The sequence below is a fragment of the Nocardia sp. NPDC058666 genome (genome assembly GCF_042714895.1).
Lineage (GTDB): Bacteria > Actinomycetota > Actinomycetes > Mycobacteriales > Mycobacteriaceae > Nocardia.
This window is the reverse complement of the sequence record NZ_JBHXRY010000006.1, coordinates 248,791-272,176: the sequence shown is the minus strand read 5'-3', so window position 1 is coordinate 272,176 and position 23,386 is coordinate 248,791. Positions and strand designations below refer to the sequence as shown.

The following is a 23,386-nucleotide window of genomic DNA, read 5'->3' as shown; positions in this document are numbered from 1 at the left end:
GACAGTGGTGGCAGCTCAGGCCTTGTTCGGCTCGGACGCGCGCAGCATGTCCTCGCGCTCGACGACCTTCACGCGCTCACGGCCTTCGGGCTCGCCCAGCGCCCGCTCGTGGGCGTCGAGGCGGTACCAGCCGGCCCAGGTGGTGAACGGGATGCCCTTGCCCTCGAGGAACTCGGTGACCGCGTCCAGCTCGGGCTTGGGCGCAGGGGCGAAGGCCTTGGCGTCGTCGAGCAGGCAGGCGATGGTCTCGTTGGCGTCGCCCTTGGTGTGGCCGATCAGGCCGACGGGGCCGCGCTTGATCCAGCCGGTCACGTAGGTGGCGGGCATGAAGCGGGCGTCGCCTTCGGCGGTGTCGTCGGCGATCACGCGACCGGCCTCGTTGGGCACCGTGCCCGCCTGATCGTCGAACGGCAGCTGGGTGACGTTCTGCGAGAGGTAGCCAACCGCGCGGTACACGGCCTGGATGTCCCAGTCGGTGAAGTTGCCGGTGCCCTTGACGTTGCCGGTGCCGTCGAGTTGCGTGCGCTCGGTCTTCAGGCCGACGACCTTGCCGTTGTCGCCCAGGACCTCGGCGGGGGATTCGAAGAAGTGCAGGAACAGCTTGTGCGGACGATCGCCGTGATCGCGAATGGCCCACTGTTCGAGGGTGTTCGCGACCATGTCGACCTGCTTGGAGTTACGCCGCGCGGCTTCGGAGCCCTCGTCGTAGTCGATGTCTTCGGGGTTGACGATGACCTCGATGGTGGGCGAGTGGTCCAGTTCGCGCAGTTCCAGCGGGGTGAACTTGGCCTGTGCGGGCCCGCGACGACCGAACACGTGGACCTCGAGGGCTTTGTTGCCCTTGAGGCCTTCGTAGACGTTGGGCGGGATTTCGGTGGCCAGCAGTTCGTCGCCGGTCTTGGCCAGCACACGCGCGACATCCAGCGCGACGTTGCCCACGCCCAGCACCGCGACCTTCTCCGCGTCCAGGGGCCAGGTGCGCGGCACGTCGGGGTGGCCGTCGTACCAGGACACGAAGTCCGCGGCACCGAACGAACCATCCAGTTCGATGCCGGGGATGTCCAGGGCGCGGTCGGCGTTGGCGCCGGTGGAGAAGATCACCGCGTCGTAGAACTGGCGCAGGTCATCGAGGGTGATATCGGTGCCGTAGTCGATATTGCCCAGCAGCCGCACCTGGTCTTTGTCCAAGACCTTGTGCAGCGCGGTGATGATGCCCTTGATGCGCGGGTGGTCCGGTGCGACGCCGTAGCGGATCAGGCCGAAGGGAGCGGGCATGCGCTCGTAGAGGTCGATGCTCACGTCGGCATCGGACTTCATCAGGGCGTCGGCGGCGTAGATACCGGCCGGTCCCGCGCCCACGATCGCGATGCGAAGTGGGCGAGTAGCTGCACTCTGTTCGGTCATGTCTACGCGCACCCTTTGGTCGAGAACTGATTTGACGGCGTCAACTTAGCTCAGGCTAAGTCAGCAGTCCGGCTAAGTGACAGCTGGCCGCATCGAACGCGATTCTAGCTGCGGCGTTGCGGCGACCCGGAGCGCGGTGTGGCTGCCCGCGCGGGTCTGTCAGGATTACAGCATGAACGAGGAGCAAACTGGCTCGGAAGACCAGCCCATCGTGGTGGATCAGACCGACAAGCGTTCCATCGTCCCGTTCGTGGCGGCCGCGGTGGTGGCGATCATCGTGCTCATCGGCATCGTGCTGGGCGGACTGCTGTCACCGGCTGAGAAAAATGTCACAGAGGCCGACCGTCTCGCCGCCGCTGTCACCAACTATATCGACGCGCGTTCCCGCAGTGACCTGCGTCCGCCGACCGGGGTGGCCTGCGAGGGCTTCAACGAGGAGGCTTCTGGCCTGTCCGAACAGCTAGGCGGCCCGAAATCTACCGTCACCATCGACGGCAAGGGGTTCACCAACGCCACCGTCAACGGTGATCGCGCCAAAATCGACGCCACCGTGGTGGTAGACGGAAACCCGAAGTCCACCGCCTGGAAACTGACCCGCGGCGACGGCGCGTGGCTGGTGTGCTCGTTCTGAATCGTTTGACACGATGACCGGGTCCGAGGCAATCTCAGATCGCAAGGTCATGAGTGCCAGCGTCAAGCCCCGGCTCGCTGGTCGGCAACCCTCCTCCGCGGTGGGGTGCTCCGGGTGACGACCTGGCCGTGTTTTCCGGAGTTCCGGCACGGCAAGAGCGGATTCACGCAGGAGGATCGACATGACTTACGCCGGCGATATCACCCCTGAGCAGGCGTGGGAGTTGCTCACCGAGCACCCCGGCGCCGTGCTGGTCGACGTGCGCACCGAAGGCGAGTGGGCACACATCGGCATCCCCGACACCAGCTCCATCGATCGCCCCGCCCATTTCATCGAATGGGTCGACGGCACCGGCACCCGCAATCCGGACTTCGGCGTGCAGCTGGACAAGGCACTGGCCGGACGTCCCGACGATGCACCGGTGGTGTTCCTGTGTCGCTCCGGTCAGCGTTCCGCGCACGCGGCGAACCTGGCGACGGCGGCGGGCGTGGCACCGTCCTACAACGTGCTCGACGGTTTCGAAGGTGGTCCCGACGCGTTCGGTCAGCGCGGCAGCACCGGTTGGCGCGCTGTCGGCCTGCCGTGGCGTGAGGTCAACGCATGATCACCGGTGGTTCGTTCGACAAGCCCCTGCCCGAGGGCGTCGGCCCCGCCACGCTCGGTGTGCGTGGCGGCCTGCGCCGTTCCGGCTTCGACGAGACGTCCGAGGCGCTGTACCTGACCTCGGGTTTCGTCTACGAGAACGCTGAAGCCGCCGAGGCCGCCTTCACCGGCGACGTCGAGCACTTCGTCTACTCCCGCTTCGGCAACCCGACCGTGGCCATGTTCGAGGAGCGCATCCGCTTGCTCGACGGCGCCGAAGCGGCCTTCGCGACCGCATCCGGTATGTCCGCGGTCTTCACAGCTCTCGGCGCACTTCTGAAGGCAGGCGACCGACTCGTCGCCGCCCGCAGCCTGTTCGGCTCGTGCTTCGTGGTCTGCAACGAGATCCTGCCGCGCTGGGGCATCGAAACCGTCTTCGTCGACGGCGACGACCTCGACCAGTGGGAGCAGGCACTTTCCGTGCCGACCCAGGCCGTGTTCTTCGAAACCCCCGCCAACCCGATGCAGACCCTGGTCGACGTCCGCAAGGTCACCGAACTCGCCCACGCCGCAGGCGCAAAGGTGGTGCTGGACAACGTCTTCGCCACCCCCCTGCTGCAACGCGGCTTCGAACTCGGCGCCGACGTGGTCGTCTACTCCGGCACCAAACACATCGACGGCCAGGGCCGAGTCCTCGGCGGCGCGATCCTCGGCGCCAAGGACTACATCGACGGCCCGGTGAAAACCCTGATGCGCCACACCGGCCCCGCCCTGAGCCCCTTCAACGCGTGGACCTTGCTCAAGGGTTTGGAAACCATGCCGCTGCGCGTGCGCCACTCCACCGAGTCGGCCCTGCAAGTGGCCAAGTTCCTCGAGACCAACAAATCGGTCGACTGGGTGAAATACCCCTTCCTGGAATCCCACCCCCAACACGCGTTGGCCCTGGACCAGATGACCGGCGGCGGCACCGTAGTCACCTTCGCCCTCAACGGCGACGACGGCAAAAAGCGAGCCTTCGAGGTCCTGAACCGCCTCCGCATCATCGACATCTCCAACAACCTCGGCGACGCCAAAACCATGATCACCCACCCCGCCACCACCACCCACCGAGCCATGGGCCCAGAAGGCCGAGCCTCAATCGGCTTGTCCGACGGGGTAGTCCGCATCTCGGTAGGCCTGGAAGACCTCGACGACCTCCTAGGCGACCTCGACCACGCCCTGAGCTGACTGCGCGCATCCTCGCGATGACCAAAGATGATCGCGGCCAAGGATTTACACTGCGACCATGACTGCTGGGGGAGTCGCACAACCTGCGACGACCGGAAATGGTCGTGACCGCGGCCGGACTGGACCATCGCCGGTCCGGCCGCTTCGCGCGGGACGAGGTGGCCCACGCCCGGATATTCGTCCAGCGCACCTCGTCCATGCTCGGCGCACCCGCGGAACAGGTGCTGACCGCAATGCGCCACTACCGCTCGACCCTGCTCATCCTCCCGTGACTACCTGCACAACCGATATCTATGAGGTGAGATGGATGGTGAACACTGATGGCTGACAATTCGCGACCGTCGACTCGGCGCGGGAGCGCATTGTGGTTGGCAATCGCAGTTGCCGCGATGTCGATGGTTGCCACCGGGTGCATGTCGGCGGACAACCACTCGCAAAAGTGCGAGACGACGGCGAAACTGGAAACCAAAGAATTCGAACGGGAAACCAGGGCCGCGATCGACAAGGCAGACACGTTGCCGCCGGGCTATTGCCTGTACAACGTGAGCATCAACAAGAACGACACCGAAGGCGTACTCGGTGTGAATATCTACCTGGCGGTCGCCGACTCGAAAGGCCGGTTGGACGACCTGCGACCTGCGGCGACTGCGATCGCGCACGTGGTGAAGAAGGTGCCCTACGATTTTCCGGTCGCCGACCTGTATGTGTCGAACCTGACGCCCGAGAACAGCTCGAAAAACTATGCTGGAATTCTCGCCGAGGAATTCCACACACGGCCATGGGACGGTTCGCCGTCACACGAAGCTGAGTTGGCATCGTGGGTCCCATGGTATGCCGTTCCGCAATAATGTGGCCCCGGCCGAACGCGACGACTCGCGTTCGGCCCGGACATTACCGCCGGGGCGGCCTTTCGGACCCTCAGCCCAGTGCGCGCAGACGCGGAGCCAGATCCCGCTTGAACAGGTCGAGGAAGCGGAGCTGATCTTGGCCGGGGGCGTGGAAGACCAGGTGGTTCAGGCCCGCGTCGATGTATGGCTTGATCTGGGCGACAGCGTCTTCGGGGTCGCTGGCCACGATCCAGCGCTTGGCTACCTGTTCGATCGGGAGGGCGTCGGCGGCCTTTTCCATTTCAATCGGGTCGGTGATGTCGTGCTTCTGTTCGGGGGTCAGCGACAGCGGGGCCCAGAAGCGCGTGTTCTGTAGTGCCAGTTCGGGATCGGTGTCGTAGGAGATCTTGATCTCGATCATCTTGTCGATGTCGGCGACGTTGCGGTCGGCCTTGGCGGCGCCTTCCGCGACGGCGGGCAGCAGCTTCTCGGTGTACAGGTCCATGCCTTTGCCCGAGGTGCAGATGAAACCGTCGCCCGCGCGACCCGCGTACCTGGCCACCACCGGGCCGCCCGCGGCGATGTAGACGGGGATACCGCCCTTGGGCACGTCATAGATGGAGGCCCCGACGGTGTGGTAGTACTCGCCGTCGAAATCGACGCGGTCGCCGGTCCACAGTTCGCGCATCAGCTTCACCGCTTCGCGCAGGCGAGCGAAACGCTCCTTGAAATCGGGCCATTCGCCTTTGAAACCGGTCGCGATCTCGTTGAGCGCCTCACCGGTGCCGACCCCGAGCATGATCCGGTTCGGGTAGAGGCAGCCCAGCGTCGCGAAGGCCTGTGCGATCACGGCGGGGTTGTAGCGGAAGGTGGGGGTGAGCACCGAGGTGCCGAGCTGGATGCGGTCGGTGCGCTCGCCGACGGCCGCGAGCCAGGCCAGCGAGAACGGCGCGTGCCCGCCGTCGTGGCGCCACGGCTGGAAGTGGTCGCTCACGGTCGCGCTGTCGAGGCCGTGCTGCTCGGCGGCGACGCCGAGTTCGACCAGCTCCCGCGGCCCGAACTGCTCCGCCGATGCCTTGTACCCGAGCTTGAGCTCCACCATTCCCGCTACTCCTGTCGTTCGCCGCACGCCCCTGCCCCACGACCCTAGTCAACGACCCCGACATCGCGCCGCGAGCACGGCCGGAAGTTTCATCACCCACGGCCCCGACTTTTAGCGGACAATTAACTGGTGACCGCCAAAGACGAGAAGATCCTGTCGTACCTGACCGACATGGACGGCGTGCTGGTGCACGAAGATCAACTGATCCCCGGCGCCGACGAGTTCCTGGCCGAACTACGGGCGAACGAGATCCCGTTCCTCGTGCTCACCAACAACTCGATCCGCACGCCCCGCGACCTGCAGGCCCGCCTGCGCCAGACCGGCCTGGACATCCCCGAGGAGTCGATCTGGACCTCGGCGCTGGCCACGGCCACCTTCCTCGCCGATCAGCGCCCGAACGGCACCGCCTACGTCGTCGGCGAATCCGGTCTCACCACCGCGCTGCACGAGATCGGGTACGTGCTCACCGACGTCGACCCCGACTACGTGGTCCTGGGCGAAACCCGCACGTACTCCTTCGAGGCGATCACCACCGCGATCCGCCTGGTCGACCGCGGCGCCAAGTTCATCGCCACCAACCCCGACGCCACCGGCCCGTCCCGCGACGGCGTACTCCCCGCCACCGGTTCGGTCGCCGCGCTGATCACCCGCGCGACCGGCAAGGACCCGTACTACGTCGGCAAACCGAACCCGCTGATGATGCGTTCGGCCCTGCGCCGCATCGGCGCCCATTCCTCGACCACGGTGATGATCGGCGACCGCATGGACACCGACGTGATCGCCGGCCTCGAAGCAGGCCTGCGCACCATCCTGGTCACCTCCGGCATCTCGACGAAGGCATCGGTAGAGCAATACCCCTTCCGCCCGACGTCGATCGTCCATTCAGTAGCCGACCTCGTCGGCCGAACCCGCCAACCGTTCGTCGACTAGGTCCTGGTCAGTTGATCACCAGGCCATGAGGGATTTTCCCTCTCGGCCGATGTTTGCGTGATCGCCTGGTGATCACATGTCCAAGTGGATTGCCTTGGGGCTTGTAGAGTGGCCAGCGCTGATCGGACTCGAGGGGGGAACTGTGCACGGCGACGGGGATTGGTGGGCCACGCCCGGACCGGGACAGGCAAATGGGCATCCGGGATACCAGCCGCAAAACCCCGGATACCCGAGTGTGCCCGGCTACCAGCCGAGCAACGGCCCCGTCTACCCGGGAAGTCCGGCGCCGGGCTACTTCCCGAATATGCCGCCCGGGCAGCAGATTCCGAGGCCACATGCACCGCAGCGTCGCTCATCTGCTGGCACTGCGACTGTCGTGTTGATCGGCGCGGTGGTGATGGTTCTCCTCGTGGTCGGCGCCGTGATGTACACCAACTCTCGGGGCACCGACCCGGAACAGATGGCGACAATGTTTCCCGGACTGGTGCAGCCCACCGGCGGCGTGGGCGGCGGCTACGCCGATCAGAGCTGCTGGCACGAGACGTCCGGCGACAAGCTGCGAGCACCCGACAACGACACCCTGCGGCTAGGCGACTGGACCGACGCCTGGGACTGCTGGGGTCATGTCAGCAACCCCGGTTACGTGGTGCTCGCCTACCCGGAACACGCCGACGTCATGAAAGTCGTCCAACAGCTCCCGCCCAACAAGGTGAGCTACAGCAGCCAGAAGGTCGCCGCCTACAGCTGGCAAACCCCGGACACCGCAACCCCCATGCACTTCTGGAAGCTTCACGCGTTCACCGATGAGCACCGGAACCGTTTCATCGTCTTGGCGCACGAGAAGTACTGGCCCGTCCTGGAGCAGGGCAAAGACCTCGCCGCATTCGACCTGTGGTGCCAAGCAATGCCCTTCGACTAGTCGTCGTCGGCGATGATCGCCTCCAATATCGAGGACAAGCGGGTCAGGGTCTCGACGGTCGCCGCGAACTCTGTGGGGCCCAGAGCCGCGGCCAGGCGTTTCGCCATGGCCGCGTGTTGCGGATTGATGCGTTGGATGGCCGCGTCGCCTTCGGCTGTCATGGCGACCAACTTGGCCCGCTTGTGCGCCGGGTTGGGGCGGTATTCGCACATGCCCTTGGCGACCAGCAGGTCCGCGATTCGTTGGACGCTCTGGCGGGTGATGCCCATGGCGCGGGCGATGCCTGCGACCGTTTCCGGGTGTTCCTGAACCGCCGCCATCACCTGCCACCAGGCGACCGAGATGCCTGCCGGTGCGGACAGGCTGTCGCCGATGGTGAGGAATTGACCGTTCAGCCGGAAGACGGTGAGGGCGGCGCCGTCGAGTAGGTCCTGGTCTTTGTTCAAGCTGCGTGGCTTCCTTCGTATTCGGCGAGGGTGGCGTATCCGGCGGGGTCGGAGTGCGCGAACAGTTTGTACCAGGCCTCGAGCACGTGGGGTTCGTAGAGGCCGAGGCGGGCGAAGATCTCGCGGGCGAATTCGAAGGGGGACATGGCGTCGGCGGTGATCACGTCGCGATCGGTGACTGCGGGTGCTTCCACGTAGTGGTCGGCGCCCGAATATCCGCTGTAGACAAGGTATTCCGCGACATTGCTGGTGTGGGCGCGGTCGTCGAGCAGGCCCGCTTTCGCGAGCCCGAAAGTTGCGCCGCAGATTCCGGCGACGGGCACACCGGCCGCGACGAACTGTTTTGCCTTGTCCGCGAACGCATTCAGCTCGTTGCCCACCCACAGTTCGGCGCCGGGCAGGATCAGCATCGCGCTGTCGGCGGGGTCGAGGTCGGCGATCGCGATGTCGGGGGTGATGCGCATCCGGCCGATCGTGGTGACCGGTTCTGTGGTGAGGCCGACCGTTGTGACCTGGAACGTTCCCGGTTCGCGATGCCATGCGCCGTTGGCGATGTGCGCGGTGGCGGCCCCGACTTCCCAGTCGGCGAGGGTGTCGTACACGGCTACGTGGACTGTCTTCATCGTCATGACAGTATGTTGTCATAATTGACAGGATGCTGTCAATAAGAATTTTGCTACCGGCTTACAGCCCACGCCTCGTACCCTGACGTCATCCGGTGCGAGACAAGGAGGTTCACCCGCGATGACCGATTCCCTCCAGGGCATGACGGGCACCATCACCTCACCGATTCGAGCAGCCGGCGCGCTGGGAGAGGTGCTCGTCTCGATTCGCGGCGGCACCGAACTGTTCCTCGCCCGCGCCGACGAACCGATCGCCGCCTGGACCACCGTGTTGATCGTCGCGGTCCATCCGGGACGCCTGGTCGACGTGGTGACCTGGATTCCGCTCCCCACCGAATGACCCGCCCCACCGAGTGAAAGGGCTCACCATGCTGGGCTATCACGTTCCCGATCCCGACGAAGCCATGCTCGTCAGCGGTGCCAAGACCAAGGACGACACCCCGTTCAAGGTCGTGATCGGCCGCGGCACCTGGGTGATGCCCCTGTTCCGCAAGGTCCGCTACCTGTCGCTGGCGATGTTCGAATCCGAGATCCGCGAGCGCTGCGTCACCAAGCAGGCCATCCAGTTGGATGTGCGTGCGGTGATCGCGTTCAAGGTCGCCAACGACACGCAGTCCATTGTCAATGCTGCACAACGCTTTCTGTCCGAACAGGAGCAGGAGATGTCGGTGCTGACCGGCCGCATCTTCTCCGGTCACCTACGCTCGATCGTGGGCTCGATGACGGTCGAGGAGATCATCCGCGAACGTCAGAAGCTGGCCGACGAGGTACTGATCGCGTCGAAGGTGGAGATGAGCAATATCGGCCTGTGGGTCGACTCGTTCCAGATCCAGTCCATCGACGACGGCAACCTCGGCTACATCAATGCCCTTGCGGCACCGCACAATGCGGCCGTGCAGCGCGACGCCCAGATCGCGCAGGCGCAGGCCTCGCAGCGTGCCGCCGAAGCCGAACAGGAGTCGCTGCGCCGTCGCGCGGAGTACGAACGCGAAACCTCGATCCTCAAGGCCGAGTACCAGCGCGACATCGACAAGGCCAATGCCGAAGCGGCACAGTCGGGTCCGCTCGCCGACGCCATCGCCCGGCAAGCTGTTCTGCACGCGCAGGCCGCTCAAGCCCGCAAGAACGCCGAACTGCGCGAACAGCAACTGCAGGCCGAAGTGGTGAAACCTGCTCAGGCAGAAGCGGAACGGGTTCGTATCCTCGCCGAGGCGGAGGCCGACCGGACTCGCATCCAGGCCGAGGCGGCCGCATCCAACAACCGAATTGCGTTGGACCAGATGCTCATCGAGCAACTGCCCGAGATCGTCAAGCAGGCCTCGCAGGGCTTGGCCGGCGCCAACCTCACCGTTCTGAACGGGCCGGATGGTGTGAGCGAAATGCTCAACGGGATGGTCGGCCAGGGATTGACGGTCTTCAATTCTTTGCAGAAGGCCCTGTCGAACGGCGAGATCGACAAGGTCTGACCAGCAACCAGCAAGCCCCGGGCGCAAGCAACCCGGGGCTTCGCTGTGTCTAGGCCCGCCGCAAGGCGAACATGCGCAGGTTGCGGGTGGTGCGGTCGCGGTAGGCGGCGTAGGCGCCGGTGATGTCCACGAAGCGGGTGAAGATCGCCTCTTTGTCCGCGTCGGGGACGGGGGTGGCGGTGACCGGGATGCGTTCGCCGGCGATGGCGACGGTGGCGGTCGGGTCGGCGAGCAGGTTGGCGGTCCAGGCGGGGTGGGTGGACTGGCCGAAGTTGGAGCCGATCACGTAGAGGGTGTCGCCGTCGTGGACGTAGAGCAGCGGCTGGGTGCGGGGTTGACCGGATTTGCGGCCGGTGGTGGTGAGCAGGATCACCGGGGCGCCGATCGGGCCGAGCACGGTGTACTTGGCGTCGGTGCGTTCGAGCAGGGCCCGGTCCAGCGGGGTGACCGTGCGAATAAGCCACGAGCCAGGCTTTGTCGCGGCGAAACGGTTGGCGGCGCGGGACAGGGGATTGGTGCGTGAGCCCCACTGCCGATCCGGGAACTGCGTAGTCATGAGCCGGACTATAACCCGATCGATAGGCCACCAATCCGGGCACTGACTGTCACTCCGCCGGACTATAGCCGGACCGATAGGGCCCCGATCTGGGCGCTGAGTGTCGCTCCGGCGGACTATGACGCCGCGATTCACTAAGCTCGGCTGCATGGTCGAACAAGCGCCGTCCACCGTGTACATCGCCTCCCCGGAGGGTGACACCGGAAAATCTACGGTCGCACTGGGTGTGTTGGGGATGCTGTGCGCGACCACCGCCCGCGTGGGCGTCTTCCGTCCGATCACCCGCTCCGCCGACGAACCCGACTACATCCTCGAACTGCTGCTCGAGCACAGCACCGCCGACATCAGCTACGAGCAGGCCATCGGCGTCACCTACGAGGACGTGCACCGCGACCCCACCGCCGCGATCAGCGACATCGTGATGCGGTTCCACGACGTGGCCAAGGCGTGTGACGCGGTGGTGATCGTGGGCAGCGACTACACCGACGTCGCCAGCCCCAGCGAGCTGCGGTTCAACGCCCGGATCGCGGTGAACCTGGGCGCGCCGGTACTGCTGGTGGTGCGCGGCGCCGACCGCACGCCCACCGAGGTCAAACAGCTGGTCGAGTTGTGCGCCAGCGAGCTCGCCACCGAACACGCCCAGCTGGTCGCGATCGTGGCCAACCGTTGCGCGCCCGACGAGTTGGACGAAATCGCCACGGCGCTGGCAACCTTCGACGTTCCGTCGTGGACGCTGCCCGAGGTGCCGCTGCTGATGGCACCGACCATGGGCGAACTGTGCGCGGCGATCGACGGCGAAATCTACAGTGGCGACCCGGAATTGCTGCAGCGTGAGGCGCTGCGCATCATGGTCGGCGGCATGACCGCGGAACACATTTTGGAACGCCTGTCCGACGGCGTGGTGGTGATCGCGCCGGGCGACCGGTCCGACGTGCTGCTCAGCCTGGTGAATGCCCATGAGGCGGAAGGCTTCCCGTCGCTGGCGGGCGTGATCATGAACGGCGGCTTGCGTCCGCATCCCGCCATCGCACGGTTGATGGAAGGCCTGCATCCCAAGCTGCCGATCCTGGCCACCGAGCTGGGCACCTACGACACCGCCAGCGCCGTGCACGGCACGCGCGGCAGGATGTGGGCGGGCAGCCCGGGCAAGGTCGACACCGCGCTCGCGCTGATGGAACAGCGGGTCGACGCGCCGGAACTGTTGCGGCGCATCCGAGTTCCGGCTTCGGAGGTCGTGACACCGCAGATGTTCGAGTACCGGCTGATCGAACGCGCACGCTCGGATCGCAAACGCATCGTGCTGCCCGAGGGCGACGACGACCGCATCCTGCGTGCGGCGGGCCGGGTGCTGCAGCGCAAGATCGCCGACCTCACCATCCTCGGTGACGAGCCCTCCATCCGGGCGCGGGCCGCCGAGCTCGGTGTCGATATCGCCGCCGCGCAAGTTCTCGACCCGCGCACGTCGGGCTACCTCGACGAGTTCGCCGCCGAGTACACCGAATTGCGCAAACACAAGGGCATGACGCTCGAGCGTGCGCGCGAAACCATGGCCGACATCTCGTATTTCGGCACCATGATGGTCTACAAGGGGATCGCCGACGGCATGGTCTCCGGTGCCGCGCACACCACCGCGCACACGATCCGGCCCTCGTTCGAGATCATCAAGACCGTGCCCGGCGTGTCGACGGTGTCGAGTGTGTTCCTGATGTGTCTGGCGGATCGTGTTCTCGCATACGGCGATTGCGCGGTGGTGCCGGATCCGAGTTCGGAGCAGCTGGCCGATATCGCCGTCTCCTCGGCGGGCACGGCGGCCCGGTTCGGCATCGAACCGCGGGTGGCGATGCTGTCGTACTCCACCGGGGCTTCCGGGACCGGTGCCGATGTCGACAAGGTCCGCGCCGCAACCGAACTCGTGCGCGAGCGGGCACCGAAACTGCCGGTGGAGGGCCCGATCCAGTACGACGCGGCGATCGAGCCCGCCGTGGCCAGCGCCAAACTGCCCGATTCCGAAGTCGCGGGCAAGGCAACGGTTTTCGTGTTCCCCGACCTCAATACCGGCAACAACACGTACAAGGCGGTGCAGCGCAGCGCGGGTGCGGTCGCGATCGGGCCGGTGCTGCAGGGCCTGCGCAAGCCGGTCAACGATCTGTCGCGCGGCGCCTTGGTCGCCGACATCGTCAACACGGTGGCGATCACCGCCATCCAGGCGCAGGGAGATGCCAAGTGAGCGATCTCGTACTGGTTCTGAACAGCGGCTCTTCGTCGATCAAATATCAACTGCTGCACGCACTCTCGGGCGACGTGCTGGCGTCGGGCCTGGTCGAGAAGATCGGCGAGGCGCAGGGCGGCCGGATCGTGCACGAAGCCGGACCCGCCAAACTCGTTTTCGACGGCGCGATCCCGGATCACAAGGCCGGGCTGGCACGCGCGTTCGAGATGTTCCGCGAAACCGGCCTCGACCTGACCACCATCGGCATCGGCGCGGTCGGGCACCGGGTGGTGCACGGCGGCGAGGTGTTCTGGGAACCGACCCTGATCGACGACAAGGTGCTGCACGCGATCGACGAACTGTCGGTGCTGGCCCCGCTGCACAATCCCGCCAATGTGATCGGCATCGAGTCCACCAGGGAACTGCTGCCCGGCCTGCCCGAGGTCGCGGTCTTCGACACCGCGTTCTTCCACACGATGCCCGACGCCGCCAAGACCTACGCCATCGACGCGAAACTCGCTGCGGCCCACGGCATTCGCAAGTACGGCTTCCACGGCACCTCGCACCAGTACGTGTCGGAGAAGGCCGCGGAGTACCTGGGCAGGCCGACCGAAGAGCTGAACCAGATCGTGTTCCATCTGGGCAACGGCGCGTCCGCCTCGTCGATCCAGGGCGGGGTCGCCATCGACACCACCATGGGCATGACCCCGCTGGAAGGTCTGGTGATGGGCACCAGGCCAGGCGATCTGGATCCGGGCGTGATGCCGTATCTCATGCGGGTGGCCGACCTGGACATCAGCGATGTGGAGCAGCTGCTCAACCGCAATTCCGGGATCAAGGGGCTGTCGGGGGTCAACGACTTCCGTGAGTTGCAGCAGCTCATCGACGGCGGCGACGCCCAGGCGAAGATCGCCTACGACGTGTACATCCACCGCCTTCGCCGCTACCTGGGCGCCTACCTGGTGGAACTGGGCACCGTCGACGACATCGTCTTCACCGCCGGTGTGGGCGAGAACAGTCCGGCGGTGCGTGCCGATGCGCTGGCGGGGTTGCAGGCGCTGGGCATCGAGATCGACCCGGTGCGCAACGAGACCAGAACCCCTGGCATCCGCCGCATCTCCCCGGATTTCGCACCGGTGACGGTGCTGGTGGTGCCGACCAACGAGGAACTGGCCATCGCTCGCGCGGCCCACAAGCTGGTCGCCAGTTCCTGACGGTCAGAACCAGGACTTCGGGCGCAGCGAGTTGGCCAGGTCCACCAGGGCATAGCGGTGGTCGCGGTCCGGGGCGTTGCGGGCCAGCGAGCGCAGGCCCGTTTCGGTGCCGTCGCGCAGTTCGCGTTCGTTGAAGGCGCGGCCGAACAGCTTGGCGTCCTTGCGTTTCGGCGTGTTCCCGGCCTGCAGCCAGGCCAAGGCGCTGCCCTGGACCAGGGTGCGCATGAGGGTGGCTCGATGCTCGCCGGGGGCGATGGCCTGGGCGCGGGAGGCGGCCAGGCGCAGGACCTGTTCGTCGAGCTCGGCAACCGGTGAACTGGTGAGCAGCAACAGGATTGCCGTCGTCTGGGCGGTGGTGAAGTGGCGGGAGGCAGCGGGCACGTCGTCGAGGGCGTGCACCGCTTCGCCGACTCGCCCTGCCACGGCCAACTGCCTGGCCAGGCCGAAGGCCGCGCTCACTACCGCGCGGTCGGTGCGCCAGACGGTGTCGTAATAGCGTTGTGCGAAGCTTCGCCACTGTTCTGGATCGGGTGAATCCCAATGTTGGAGAATGAGTTCCGCGGTGGCGGCCAGTGCCAGTTTGGGTGCGATCTCGCCAGGCAGCACCCGTAGCACGGCCTCGAACGATGCGAAAGCCGTCTCGTAGTCCAGTTCCAGCAGGGCGGCTTGTCCGGTGAACCAGTCTGTGCGCCAGTCGGAGTCGGCGGGGACGCGTTCGAGCATGTGCAGTACCGCTGCCGATTCGCCCAGTTCGAGCCGCGCCCTGGCCTCGGCGAAAAGTAGTTCCGCGGCGAGGGTTTCGGGAGCGTTGTCGGGGTCGGCTTCGGCTCGTTCGCGGGAGTCGTGCAGGGCTTCGAGCACGCGTTCGGGTTCGGGGTTCGCGGTCGCGGCCAGTAGCGGGGCGGCGGGGTCCGACGGATCGATCAGCGGAATCGGCAGTGCGGCAACCACATCGCGGGAGTCCAACAAGGGGGAGCGGCCGACTCCGTCGAGGTAGGCGTCGGTTTGGCTGATCAGTTCCTCGGTGCCGAAGCTGGTGCGCTGTGGACTGAACACTGTGGACAGCTGTGGATGTTCGGTGCCTGTGTCGTACGCGAGGATTTCGCGCAGCACACCGGCCAGCTGTGCCGACATCGCCCGCGCCGACGGAAAGCGTTGCGCCGGATCAGGATCGGTGGCGGTGAGCAGGAAGCGGTGAAAGAACTCGTAGCGGGCCAGCAGGGGTTCGTCATCGGGAATGCCGTCGAGGTAGCGGCCGTGCTCGCTGGGCAGGTCCAGGGTGAGTGCGGCGATGGTCCGGCCGACGGTGTACACATCGGACGCGGGAGTCGGCCCGGTCTTGGCGATCTCAGGAGCTTGGAAACCCTTGGTGCCGTACAGGTTTCCGTAGGCGTCGATGGTGGCGACCGCGCCGAGGTCGATCAGCTTCACCTGGTCTTCGGTGACCATCACATTGTCGGGCTTGAGATCGTTGTAGGTCAGGCCGATCGAATGCAGATGTTCCAGTGCGGGAAGGATTTCCAGCACATACGCGATCGCCTCGGCCAGCGGCATCTGCTCGCCGCGCGGTCGGGCGTCGAGGATGTCACGCAGCGACTGGCCGCCCACGTACTCCATCACGATGTACCCGGTGGACCCGTCGCTGGCGGTGTGCTCGACGAAGTTGTGGATCTTGACGATGCTGGGATGCGCCACCTCGGCCAGGAACTGTCGCTCCGCCACCGCCACGGCCTGCGCCTCCGCGTCACCGGCGTGCAGCAGACCCTTGAGCACCACCCACCGATCACTGACATTGCGGTCGATCGCCAGGTAGATCCAGCCGAGACCACCGTGCGCGATGCAGCCCTGGATCTCGTACTGCCCCGCGACCATATCGCCCTCGTGCAGCGACGGCCGGAAATCATAAGCGGCACCACAGGTTTCGCATTCACCGCTGGAGGAAGCAGCCTTGGCCGGCGTCGAACGGCCGACCGGATTGGTGCACCGCCAGCAGAACCGTCGCCCCTCCGACACCATCGGATCCGTGAGCACAGCATCGCGCGGGTCGGCCGGGGTAACCGTCGGAATCGGCACCAACCCGGCCCCGAGCCGGCGCGTGGGCCGCGACCGCGCGGTGCGCACGCTGCGCCCCGATCGCGAGGTGCTCACCCCGGTCTGCGGCGTGGAACCCCACCCTTCGGGTCCGGTGGGAACGGGCCGCTCAGCAGCCTCGGTCAGCGCGTGCGAGGCGGCCTTCGGCGGGCGTTGAGCCGCCTCGGTCGGGGCGAATGCTGCGCCCTCGTCGAACGCGCCGGGGCGTTGAGTCGCCTCGGTTGGCGCGAAGGTGGCGCTCTCGGGGTGCTGGGCGGGCCGTTGAGCAGCCTCGGTCGGCGCGAAGGTACCGCTTTCGGGTTGCTGAGCCGTGCCGGGGCGTTGAGCAGCCTCGGTCGCAGCGAACGGTGCGCTTTCGATCGGCATCCGGGTCGCACGCTGCGTGGCGACCTGTTCGTCCGCGGCCGGCCTCGGCAAGGGATTCTGAGCAATCGGGAGGCTCCCTGGTTGCTCAGATGCGGAAGCGCCCTGGGTGGAACGCCGCATCCCGTCCGTAGCCGGGGTCTCGTCGCGACTCCACGGCTGCTTCCGTGCGAACTCCGCCGCCGCCTCCGCGGTGAGTTTGGGCAGCGGCCGGGTCTCGTCGTCGGCAGGATCGGGCGGCAGCGTCCACCCACCGGGCAGCGACCCCGGCTTCTGCCGTTGAGTCATCTGGGTCGGCTGGCGACGCTGCGGCTCGCGCGATGCGGGCTCGCGCGGCGCCGGGTGGTGCGCGGCTGACTCGTACGATGCGGGGTCGCGGAAGTCAGGCTCGGGCAAGGCAGGGTCGTGTGTCGACGGTGTAGCACCGGTGGCTGGATCGCCCTGCGCGGCTTCATCATTGGGAGGCTTCGTGCTCATACCGTCAGTCCTGGTACTTCGGTGCGGGCGGGCTCGGGGTGTCGCCGAGGGCCGCGAGCCAGCGGCGGTGGATGCGGGTCCAGGTGCCGTCGTTGCGGATGCGTTCGAGGGTGGAGTTCACGAATCGCACCAGGTCGTCGTCGCCCTTGGGGATGCCGATGCCGTACGGTTCGGCGCTGATGCTGCCCCCGACGATCTCGGTGTAGGGGTCCTGTGCGGCCAGGCCGGCCAGGATCGAGTCGTCGGTGCTCACCGCGTCGACCTGGCGTTGTTGCAGGACCACCAGGCAGTCGGCCCAGGTCGGCACCGTGAGGATGGTGGCTGCGGGTTGGTCGCGGCGGATGTGGTCCAGCGAGGTGGTGCCGCGCGCGACGCACACCCGCTTGCCCGCGAGGTCGGCCAGGCCGTCGATACCGGAGCCCTTCACCGCCAGCACCCGCTGATCGGCGCGCAAGTACACCGTCGAGAACGCCACCCGCTGACGTCGCTCGCAGGTGATCGTCATCGTTTTCGCGATCAGATCGACCGTGTGCTGCTGCAGTGCCTTCTCGCGTTCTTCCGAAGCGAGACTGCGGTATTCGATCAAATCGGGGTTGCCGAGCAGGTCGCGCGCGATCTCCCTGGCGATGTCGGCGTCGAAGCCGACGATGCGACCGGTGAGCGGATCGCGGAAGCTGAACAGGTTGCTGCCCGCGTCCAGACCCACGACCAGCCTGCCGCGCGCGCGAATGGCGTCGACGGTCGGACCGGCGGCGGTGCTGGGTCGCAGACTCGCGGTCGGGTCGCCGCACTGTTCACCGGTGGCGGCGGGCACGGGGGTGTCGGTGCCGATCGGAATTGCCTTGGCGGGCAACGGCGGTTCGGAATACACGCCGCGCTCGACCGGTGCGGGCGTGCTGTCGGAACACCCGACGAGCAGCCCCACCAGCATCAGCGCCGCGACCCCGCGCCTCATCGGTACTCCCGCAATCGCGGCCACAGCCCCAGCACCACGCACGCCGCGGCCAGAATGCCGAGCACGAACGCGCCGGGGCCGAGGAACGACAACGCCCCGATCGCTTGAGAAACGTTGTCGCGCAATGTCTCTCGAGTCTTCCAGCCCGCCTTGTCCAAGGCGCGGTCCAGCGCGTCGACCTGCGCGGCCGAATCCGCGGCGCTCGGTCCGGTCGCGACGGTGGCCGCACCCATGAAATCGCCCCGTTCGAGTGTGTCGTTCATGCGCTGATGCGCCGCCTGCCAACGGGTCAGCGCGGCGCGTGCGTGCGCCACCTCGTCGCGCGCGGGCGCGTCGGACGGGTAGCCGTCCAGCAGCTCGATCAGGCGCGCGGCATTGGTATCGAAGGTGCGGTCGTAGTCGCCGGTGGCGTCGCGACGCACCAGCTTCACCATTTCCGCGGATCTGGCCTGCTGCACCAGGATTCGGCTCTCGGCCAGTCGCGCCGACGGTACCGCTCCCTCGTCGCGGCAGCGAATCATCGCCACCGCCGACACCGACCCCGCGGCCACCGTCCACAGCAACGTCAGCGCCAGCGCGCCGGTACCCAACAGCAGCCCCATATTGAAGAACCGGCGTGAGCGGCGAGCCATCAGCACCTGCACCCAGATCAGCGCGGCCAGCGCCACCATCAGCAGCACGATCGCCGTCCACGGCGGTTGCACGTGCCGGTATTGCGCGTCGGTGACCGCGTCGAACCGGTGGTCCTCCAGTTCCTCGGCCATCGGCAGCAGCGTGGTTTGCATCTGATGCGAGGCCTCGCTGAGATAGGCCGCGCCGACGGGATATCCGTTGCGGTTGTTCACCCGCGCGGTCTCGATCAGCCCGCTGTACACGGGCAGTCCGGTCGCGATGCCGGTGCGCAGGCGACGATCGTCGCCCGACGGGTCGGCGGCCTCCGCGTCGGAGATGTGCCCGGCTTGGGTGACCAGTTCCGCTGCGGCCTCGCCGATGGCCTGGGTGTAGCGGTCGCGCACGGCTTTGGGTTCGAGTCCGCCCGCGATGAACGCGGTGCCCGCGGCGGCGTCGGCGATCGACAGCGAGGTGTAGAGGTGGTTGGCCGAATGCGCGTCGGGTTCGGTGTCGTCGAGCAGTACGCCCAGAGCTTGCTGGCGCTCGCTCACCGTCGTCGAAGTCACCGACCCGGCGGTCACACATAAGACCATCAGGACAAGTCCGGCAGCGACCAGTCGGCCCGGCGAAGACTGCGCGAATCCACGCAAACGGGACGGATGGAACTGCGCGCGCAACGCCCTGACGTCGGGCGCGGGTGGCCGCTCGAGATGCGCGGTCGGCCGACGCAGCGGTGCCCAACGCGGCGACACCGGCGCGGCCGACGCCGTCTCGGCGGGCCCCGCACCCGTGTCTGCCTGCGAAGACGGGCGGACTCGGACGGCCGCGACCTCCGTGGGGGCAGTGCGATTCCCCGGTTCGACCATCGCTCACCTCCCGATGTTGTCCGCGCGCCACTACTGGTGCGGAGTTTATTGTGGTCTGGCCAGTGGTGCAGCCCCCCACGGACCCCCGAAGTGGTTGCTGCTCGGCTGCTCGACAGGAAAGAGTGTGGGATGCGCGGCGACGGAGACGGCTGGTTCAAGGGCCCCGACGGGTCCAAGCACTGGGGCAAATTCGGTGCCGCGGGACTGCTGCTGCGCGCACCGCTGCCAGGGGGTGGGTCGGCGGTGCTGCTGCAGCATCGCGCGCTGTGGAGTCATCAGGGCGGGACGTGGGCGTTGCCCGGCGGTGCCAGGGATTCGCACGAGTCGCCCGAACACGCCGCCGTCCGCGAAGCCGAGGAGGAAGCGGGCATCGCGGCCAGCGACCTCCGCGTGCGCGCCGAACGCCTGACCATGACCGCGGCCAGCGGCTGGACCTACATCACCGTCATCGCCGACGCCGAAACCCCACTGGCCACGGTCGCCAACCGGGAAAGCTCCGAACTGGCCTGGGTTCCCGAGGAAGAGGTCGCCGACCTGCCACTGCATCCCGGTTTCGCCCTGGCCTGGGTCGACCTGCGCGCGGTCCCGCTGCGCGTGCTGGTCGACGACGAGCTCGCCGCCGCCCTTCCTCGTACCGTCGAAATCGCAGGTCAGGGCTTCTTCTGGCTGCACGCGCGTGTCGACGGGCCCGGCATCGACGTGGTTCTCGACGCGGAAGACGGCCTGGTTCTCACCCGCGCCGACATTCTCGCCTGAGCACATCGGGCAGGACCGGCATATTCACGCACTTCGGCCTCGCGGAATCAGTTTTCTGATTTTTCGACGGCGTTTTGGGTGATTACGCCGGTCCATTCGCTGTCGCGGGTTCGCTGTCGTGAGTTCGGTGCCGGAGAGTTCGGTCTGCCGCTGCGATCGCCGCTGACCGAAGGTGTGCCGAGCGAAATCAGTTCGCGGCGAGCAATGCCTGCTTGAGCTCACGGGCGGCGGCCTCAGGGTCGGCCGCTGCAGTGATCGCCCGAACGACGACCACGCGACGAGCACCGGCGGCCAGTACCTCGGGCAGTCGCGGCAGGTCGACACCGCCGATGGCGAACCATGGCAGGGTCGGGTGGGAATCGGTCGTAGACCGAAGAAAGTCGATCCCCGCGGCCTGGCGGCCGGGTTTGGTGGGCGTGGTCCAGATCGGGCCGGTGCAGAAGTAATCGAGGTGACCGTCGATGGCGGCCAAGCTGGCTTGGTTGCGGTTGTGCGTGGATCGGCCGATCACAACATCTGGGCCGACGACACGGCGCGCGTACGCGGGTGGAAGGTCGCCTTGGCCCAGGTGCAGCACATCGGCACCGGCCGCCAGCGCGATATCGGCACGGTCGTTGACCGCGAGCAACGCCCCGTGACGCCGGGTAGCGGCCTTGATCTCGGCGAGCGCACCGAGCTCGGCCTTCGCTTCCATCGGCCCGAATTCGGCCTCGCCCGGCGAACCTTTGTCGCGCAGCTGCACGATGTCGACCCCGCCCGCGAGCGCCGCGTCGACGAATCGGGCCAGATCGCCCTTCTCTCGTCGCGCATCGGTGCACAGGTACAGCAGCGCGCTGGACAGGCGCTCCCGCGGCGGGACGGAACGGTTCGAAAGGGAGGGCTGCACGACCACGACGGTAGTCGCGCTAACGTGGAGACGCGAGCGGCGTAGGGCTGAACTGCGGCGTTAAGCGGCGAAGTATCGGTTTTCGGCCGCCTTGATCTGGACTGACCGAAGGGTGCGACGAAGGAGTGCCCGTAGGGAGGGAAGATCAAGGTTAATAGGCCGAAAACCCGCGGCACCAGCCGCCAAAAATACTGTGAGGAACGTGATGCGGACTCTGGCGGTTGTCGGCGGTGGTGCTGTCGGACTCGCGATCGCATGGCGTGCGGCCGAGGCGGGCTGGACTGTCACCGTTTATGACCCCGAACCCGCCCTCGGCGCCTCCTACGTGGCCGGCGGAATGCTCGCACCGCTGTCGGAAGGCTGGCCCGGCGAGGATCGCGTGCTCGCTTTCGGTGCGGCCGCGCTGGAGCAGTGGCCCGCCTTCGCGGAAAGCCTGCAGAAGATTTCGGGCGAATCGATGTTCGTGGCCGACGAGACACTGACTGCCGCCCTCGATAGCGCCGATGCCGACAACCTGTACATGGTCTTGGGCTGGCTGGCGGCTTTCGGCCATCAGCTGCAGGTCCTCGAGCGAGCGGAAGTCCGTGCGTTGGAACCCGCGCTCGCCCGCTCGGTCCGTGCGGCGTTGTATGCGAAAACCGAACCGGCCATCGACAACCGACGCGTGCTCAGGGCGCTCTACAAAGCCTGCGCGGGCGTCGAGATTCGCATGGAAACTGTTGTCGCACTGGATGATCTACCGCATGACCGGATCATCCTCGCGGCAGGCGCCCACTCCGCCGAACTGTGGCCGGGCCTGCCGGTTCGTCCGGTGAAGGGTGAAATTCTCCGCTTGCGTCACCGGCCGGGTGTGAGGCCGCCGCCGACCAGGGTGATCCGCGCCCGAGTCCACGGCCGACAGGTCTATCTCGTGCCCCGCGAAGACGGAATCGTCGTCGGTGCAACACAATACGAGGCGGGCTTCGACACCACTGTCACCGTCGGCGGCGTCCGCGACCTGATCGCCGACGCCGAAACAATCCTGCCCGGCATCGCCGAATACGAACTGGCGGAAGCGAGTGCGGGATCCAGGCCGGGAACCCCCGACAACCTCCCCCTACTGGGCCACCTAGACGACCGGGTAATCGCCGCCACCGGCCACGGCCGCAACGGCATGCTCACCCTCGCGCTGACCGCCACCTTGATCCCGCAACTGCTCGACGGCACCGTCTCACCGATCGCCGAACTTGCTTCCCCGCAACGTTTTCCAGCACTGTCCCCAGGAGGAGTTCGATGACCATCCCGATCGGCGTCACCGTCAACGGTGTCGACCACGAGTTCGCGCAACCGCTCAGCGTCCGAGAGCTGCTGACGAAACTCGAATTGCCCTGTCAGGGTGTGGCATTGGCGGTCGACGGCGCGGTCTTCTCGAAGTCGCGCTGGGACGAACCCGTCGAACGCGGCTGGACCATCGAGGTGCTCACGGCGGTCCAGGGTGGTTGAGCCCCTGCGCATCGCGGACAAGGTCTTCGGTTCGCGCCTGATCATGGGTACCGGCGGCGCCGAGAATCTCGCCGTGCTCGAACAGGCCTTGATCGCGTCGGGCACCGAACTCACCACCGTCGCGCTGCGCAGGGTCGACGCGGCGGGCGGCACGGGCGTGCTCGACCTGCTCAAGCGCCTGGACATCACCCTGCTGCCCAACACCGCGGGCTGTCGCACGGCCGCCGAAGCCGTGCTCACCGCCCAACTGGCCCGCGAGGCCCTCGAAACCAACTGGGTCAAACTCGAGGTGGTCGCCGACGACCGCACCCTGCTGCCGGACCCCTTCGAACTGCTCGACGCCGCCGAAAAGCTCGTCGACGACGGTTTCGTGGTCCTGCCGTACACCACCGACGACCCCGTCCTCGCCCGCCGCCTCGAGGAAGCGGGCTGCGCCGCGGTCATGCCGCTGGGTTCCCCGATCGGCACGGGTCTGGGCATCGGCAACCCGCACAACATCGAAATGATCGTTGCCGCAGCGTCGGTCCCCGTCATCCTCGACGCGGGCATCGGCACCGCCAGCGACGCGGCACTCGCCATGGAACTCGGCTGCTCGGCGGTCCTGCTCGCCACCGCGGTGACCAGGGCGAAGGAACCCGAACTCATGGCTTCGGCCATGTCGGCGGCGGTCCAGGCCGGCTACCTGGCCAGACGAGCGGGCCGCATCCCCAAGCGTTTCTGGGCTCAGGCTTCTTCCCCATCCCTCTAAGGGTCGAAGGTCAT

Annotated in this window: 24 protein-coding genes and 1 riboswitch; of the genes, 15 read left to right on the top strand and 9 right to left on the bottom strand. The window is 66.8% G+C overall.

Features of this window, described 5'->3' with window-relative positions; all coding sequences use genetic code 11:
- Window positions 1-15: 15 nt before the first annotated feature.
- Entirely contained in the window at window positions 16-1,404 is a 1,389-nt protein-coding gene (locus ACFWVD_RS17375; RefSeq protein ID WP_379243817.1) for an FAD-dependent oxidoreductase, read from the bottom strand.
- Between the two features lie 172 nt (window positions 1,405-1,576).
- Between ACFWVD_RS17375 and ACFWVD_RS17370 the strand changes: the two genes are divergently transcribed.
- The 5 genes from ACFWVD_RS17370 to ACFWVD_RS17350 all read left to right on the top strand — a co-directional run bounded on the left by ACFWVD_RS17370 (window position 1,577) and on the right by ACFWVD_RS17350 (window position 4,692).
- Window positions 1,577-2,035, top strand: a complete 459-nt coding sequence (locus ACFWVD_RS17370) for a hypothetical protein (RefSeq protein ID WP_379243815.1) — start codon at window positions 1,577-1,579, stop codon at window positions 2,033-2,035.
- Window positions 2,036-2,080: 45 nt separating this feature from the next.
- Window positions 2,081-2,199: riboswitch (SAM riboswitch) on the top strand.
- A 17-nt stretch (window positions 2,200-2,216) separates the two neighbouring features.
- On the top strand, window positions 2,217-2,639 hold the full coding sequence (locus tag ACFWVD_RS17365) for a rhodanese-like domain-containing protein (protein ID WP_379243813.1): 423 nt from the start codon (window positions 2,217-2,219) through the stop codon (window positions 2,637-2,639).
- Window positions 2,636-3,844 (top strand): O-succinylhomoserine sulfhydrylase, encoded by a 1,209-nt coding sequence (locus tag ACFWVD_RS17360; RefSeq protein WP_379243811.1) that lies wholly within the window; start codon window positions 2,636-2,638, stop codon window positions 3,842-3,844. Before ACFWVD_RS17365 ends, ACFWVD_RS17360 begins: the two co-directional genes overlap by 4 nt.
- 98 nt (window positions 3,845-3,942) lie before the next feature.
- The gene (locus ACFWVD_RS17355; RefSeq protein ID WP_379243809.1) at window positions 3,943-4,116 is read left to right on the top strand and encodes a hypothetical protein; all 174 of its coding nucleotides are present in this window, start codon (window positions 3,943-3,945) and stop codon (window positions 4,114-4,116) included.
- Between the two features lie 48 nt (window positions 4,117-4,164).
- Window positions 4,165-4,692, top strand: a complete 528-nt coding sequence (locus ACFWVD_RS17350; protein WP_379243808.1) for a hypothetical protein — start codon at window positions 4,165-4,167, stop codon at window positions 4,690-4,692.
- Between the two features lie 70 nt (window positions 4,693-4,762).
- Here ACFWVD_RS17350 and fgd read toward each other — a convergent pair whose 3' ends face one another.
- Window positions 4,763-5,773: a glucose-6-phosphate dehydrogenase (coenzyme-F420) gene (gene fgd / locus ACFWVD_RS17345; protein WP_379243806.1), complete on the bottom strand. Its 1,011-nt coding sequence runs from the start codon at window positions 5,771-5,773 to the stop codon at window positions 4,763-4,765.
- A 129-nt stretch (window positions 5,774-5,902) separates the two neighbouring features.
- Between fgd and ACFWVD_RS17340 the strand changes: the two genes are divergently transcribed.
- Window positions 5,903-6,703 (top strand): HAD-IIA family hydrolase, encoded by an 801-nt coding sequence (locus ACFWVD_RS17340; protein WP_379243804.1) that lies wholly within the window; start codon window positions 5,903-5,905, stop codon window positions 6,701-6,703.
- 142 nt (window positions 6,704-6,845) lie between these two features.
- Entirely contained in the window at window positions 6,846-7,622 is a 777-nt protein-coding gene (locus ACFWVD_RS17335; protein WP_379243802.1) for a hypothetical protein, read from the top strand.
- On the opposite strand, the gene ACFWVD_RS17330 is transcribed toward ACFWVD_RS17335, so the two are convergent.
- Window positions 7,619-8,068 carry a MarR family winged helix-turn-helix transcriptional regulator gene (locus tag ACFWVD_RS17330; protein ID WP_379243800.1) on the bottom strand — a complete coding sequence of 150 codons (450 nt, stop codon included), beginning with the start codon at window positions 8,066-8,068 and terminating at the stop codon, window positions 7,619-7,621. The two genes, ACFWVD_RS17335 and ACFWVD_RS17330, sit on opposite strands and share 4 nt — an antisense overlap.
- The gene (locus tag ACFWVD_RS17325) at window positions 8,065-8,691 is read right to left on the bottom strand and encodes a DJ-1/PfpI family protein (RefSeq protein ID WP_379243961.1); all 627 of its coding nucleotides are present in this window, start codon (window positions 8,689-8,691) and stop codon (window positions 8,065-8,067) included. Before ACFWVD_RS17325 ends, ACFWVD_RS17330 begins: the two co-directional genes overlap by 4 nt.
- Before the next feature lie 121 nt (window positions 8,692-8,812).
- On the opposite strand from ACFWVD_RS17325, the gene ACFWVD_RS17320 reads away from it, so the two are divergent.
- The gene (locus ACFWVD_RS17320) at window positions 8,813-9,031 is read left to right on the top strand and encodes a hypothetical protein (protein WP_379243798.1); all 219 of its coding nucleotides are present in this window, start codon (window positions 8,813-8,815) and stop codon (window positions 9,029-9,031) included.
- A 28-nt stretch (window positions 9,032-9,059) separates the two neighbouring features.
- On the top strand, window positions 9,060-10,157 hold the full coding sequence (locus ACFWVD_RS17315; RefSeq protein WP_379243796.1) for an SPFH domain-containing protein: 1,098 nt from the start codon (window positions 9,060-9,062) through the stop codon (window positions 10,155-10,157).
- A gap of 49 nt (window positions 10,158-10,206) precedes the next feature.
- Here the strand turns inward: ACFWVD_RS17315 and ACFWVD_RS17310 are convergent, their stop codons facing one another.
- Window positions 10,207-10,713, bottom strand: a complete 507-nt coding sequence (locus ACFWVD_RS17310) for a nitroreductase/quinone reductase family protein (RefSeq protein WP_379243794.1) — start codon at window positions 10,711-10,713, stop codon at window positions 10,207-10,209.
- A 148-nt stretch (window positions 10,714-10,861) separates the two neighbouring features.
- Here ACFWVD_RS17310 and pta point away from each other — a divergent pair, with 148 nt between their 5' ends.
- Window positions 10,862-12,940, top strand: a complete 2,079-nt coding sequence (gene pta / locus ACFWVD_RS17305) for a phosphate acetyltransferase (RefSeq protein WP_379243792.1) — start codon at window positions 10,862-10,864, stop codon at window positions 12,938-12,940.
- Window positions 12,937-14,136, top strand: a complete 1,200-nt coding sequence (locus ACFWVD_RS17300) for an acetate kinase (protein ID WP_379243790.1) — start codon at window positions 12,937-12,939, stop codon at window positions 14,134-14,136. The genes pta and ACFWVD_RS17300 overlap by 4 nt, the downstream gene beginning before the upstream one ends.
- 3 nt (window positions 14,137-14,139) lie before the next feature.
- Here ACFWVD_RS17300 and ACFWVD_RS17295 read toward each other — a convergent pair whose 3' ends face one another.
- The 3 genes from ACFWVD_RS17295 to ACFWVD_RS17285 all read right to left on the bottom strand — a co-directional run bounded on the left by ACFWVD_RS17295 (window position 14,140) and on the right by ACFWVD_RS17285 (window position 19,500).
- Complete coding sequence (locus ACFWVD_RS17295; protein ID WP_379243788.1) at window positions 14,140-16,878, bottom strand: tetratricopeptide repeat protein; 2,739 nt, start codon at window positions 16,876-16,878, stop codon at window positions 14,140-14,142.
- 193 nt (window positions 16,879-17,071) lie between these two features.
- Entirely contained in the window at window positions 17,072-18,022 is a 951-nt protein-coding gene (locus tag ACFWVD_RS17290; RefSeq protein WP_379243786.1) for a glutamate ABC transporter substrate-binding protein, read from the bottom strand.
- The gene (locus ACFWVD_RS17285; protein ID WP_379243784.1) at window positions 18,019-19,500 is read right to left on the bottom strand and encodes a hypothetical protein; all 1,482 of its coding nucleotides are present in this window, start codon (window positions 19,498-19,500) and stop codon (window positions 18,019-18,021) included. The genes ACFWVD_RS17290 and ACFWVD_RS17285 overlap by 4 nt, the downstream gene beginning before the upstream one ends.
- A gap of 129 nt (window positions 19,501-19,629) precedes the next feature.
- On the opposite strand from ACFWVD_RS17285, the gene ACFWVD_RS17280 reads away from it, so the two are divergent.
- Window positions 19,630-20,256: an NUDIX domain-containing protein gene (locus ACFWVD_RS17280; protein ID WP_379243782.1), complete on the top strand. Its 627-nt coding sequence runs from the start codon at window positions 19,630-19,632 to the stop codon at window positions 20,254-20,256.
- 187 nt (window positions 20,257-20,443) lie between these two features.
- Here ACFWVD_RS17280 and thiE read toward each other — a convergent pair whose 3' ends face one another.
- Window positions 20,444-21,142: a thiamine phosphate synthase gene (gene thiE / locus ACFWVD_RS17275; RefSeq protein WP_379243780.1), complete on the bottom strand. Its 699-nt coding sequence runs from the start codon at window positions 21,140-21,142 to the stop codon at window positions 20,444-20,446.
- A gap of 205 nt (window positions 21,143-21,347) precedes the next feature.
- On the opposite strand from thiE, the gene thiO reads away from it, so the two are divergent.
- From thiO to ACFWVD_RS17260, 3 genes are read left to right on the top strand one after another with little or no spacing between them, the layout of a single operon-like run.
- Complete coding sequence (gene thiO, locus ACFWVD_RS17270; RefSeq protein WP_379243959.1) at window positions 21,348-22,418, top strand: glycine oxidase ThiO; 1,071 nt, start codon at window positions 21,348-21,350, stop codon at window positions 22,416-22,418.
- Window positions 22,415-22,624, top strand: a complete 210-nt coding sequence (gene thiS / locus ACFWVD_RS17265; RefSeq protein WP_379243778.1) for a sulfur carrier protein ThiS — start codon at window positions 22,415-22,417, stop codon at window positions 22,622-22,624. The genes thiO and thiS overlap by 4 nt, the downstream gene beginning before the upstream one ends.
- On the top strand, window positions 22,617-23,372 hold the full coding sequence (locus ACFWVD_RS17260) for a thiazole synthase (RefSeq protein ID WP_379243776.1): 756 nt from the start codon (window positions 22,617-22,619) through the stop codon (window positions 23,370-23,372). The genes thiS and ACFWVD_RS17260 overlap by 8 nt, the downstream gene beginning before the upstream one ends.
- The last annotated feature ends 14 nt before the right edge of the window (window positions 23,373-23,386 follow it).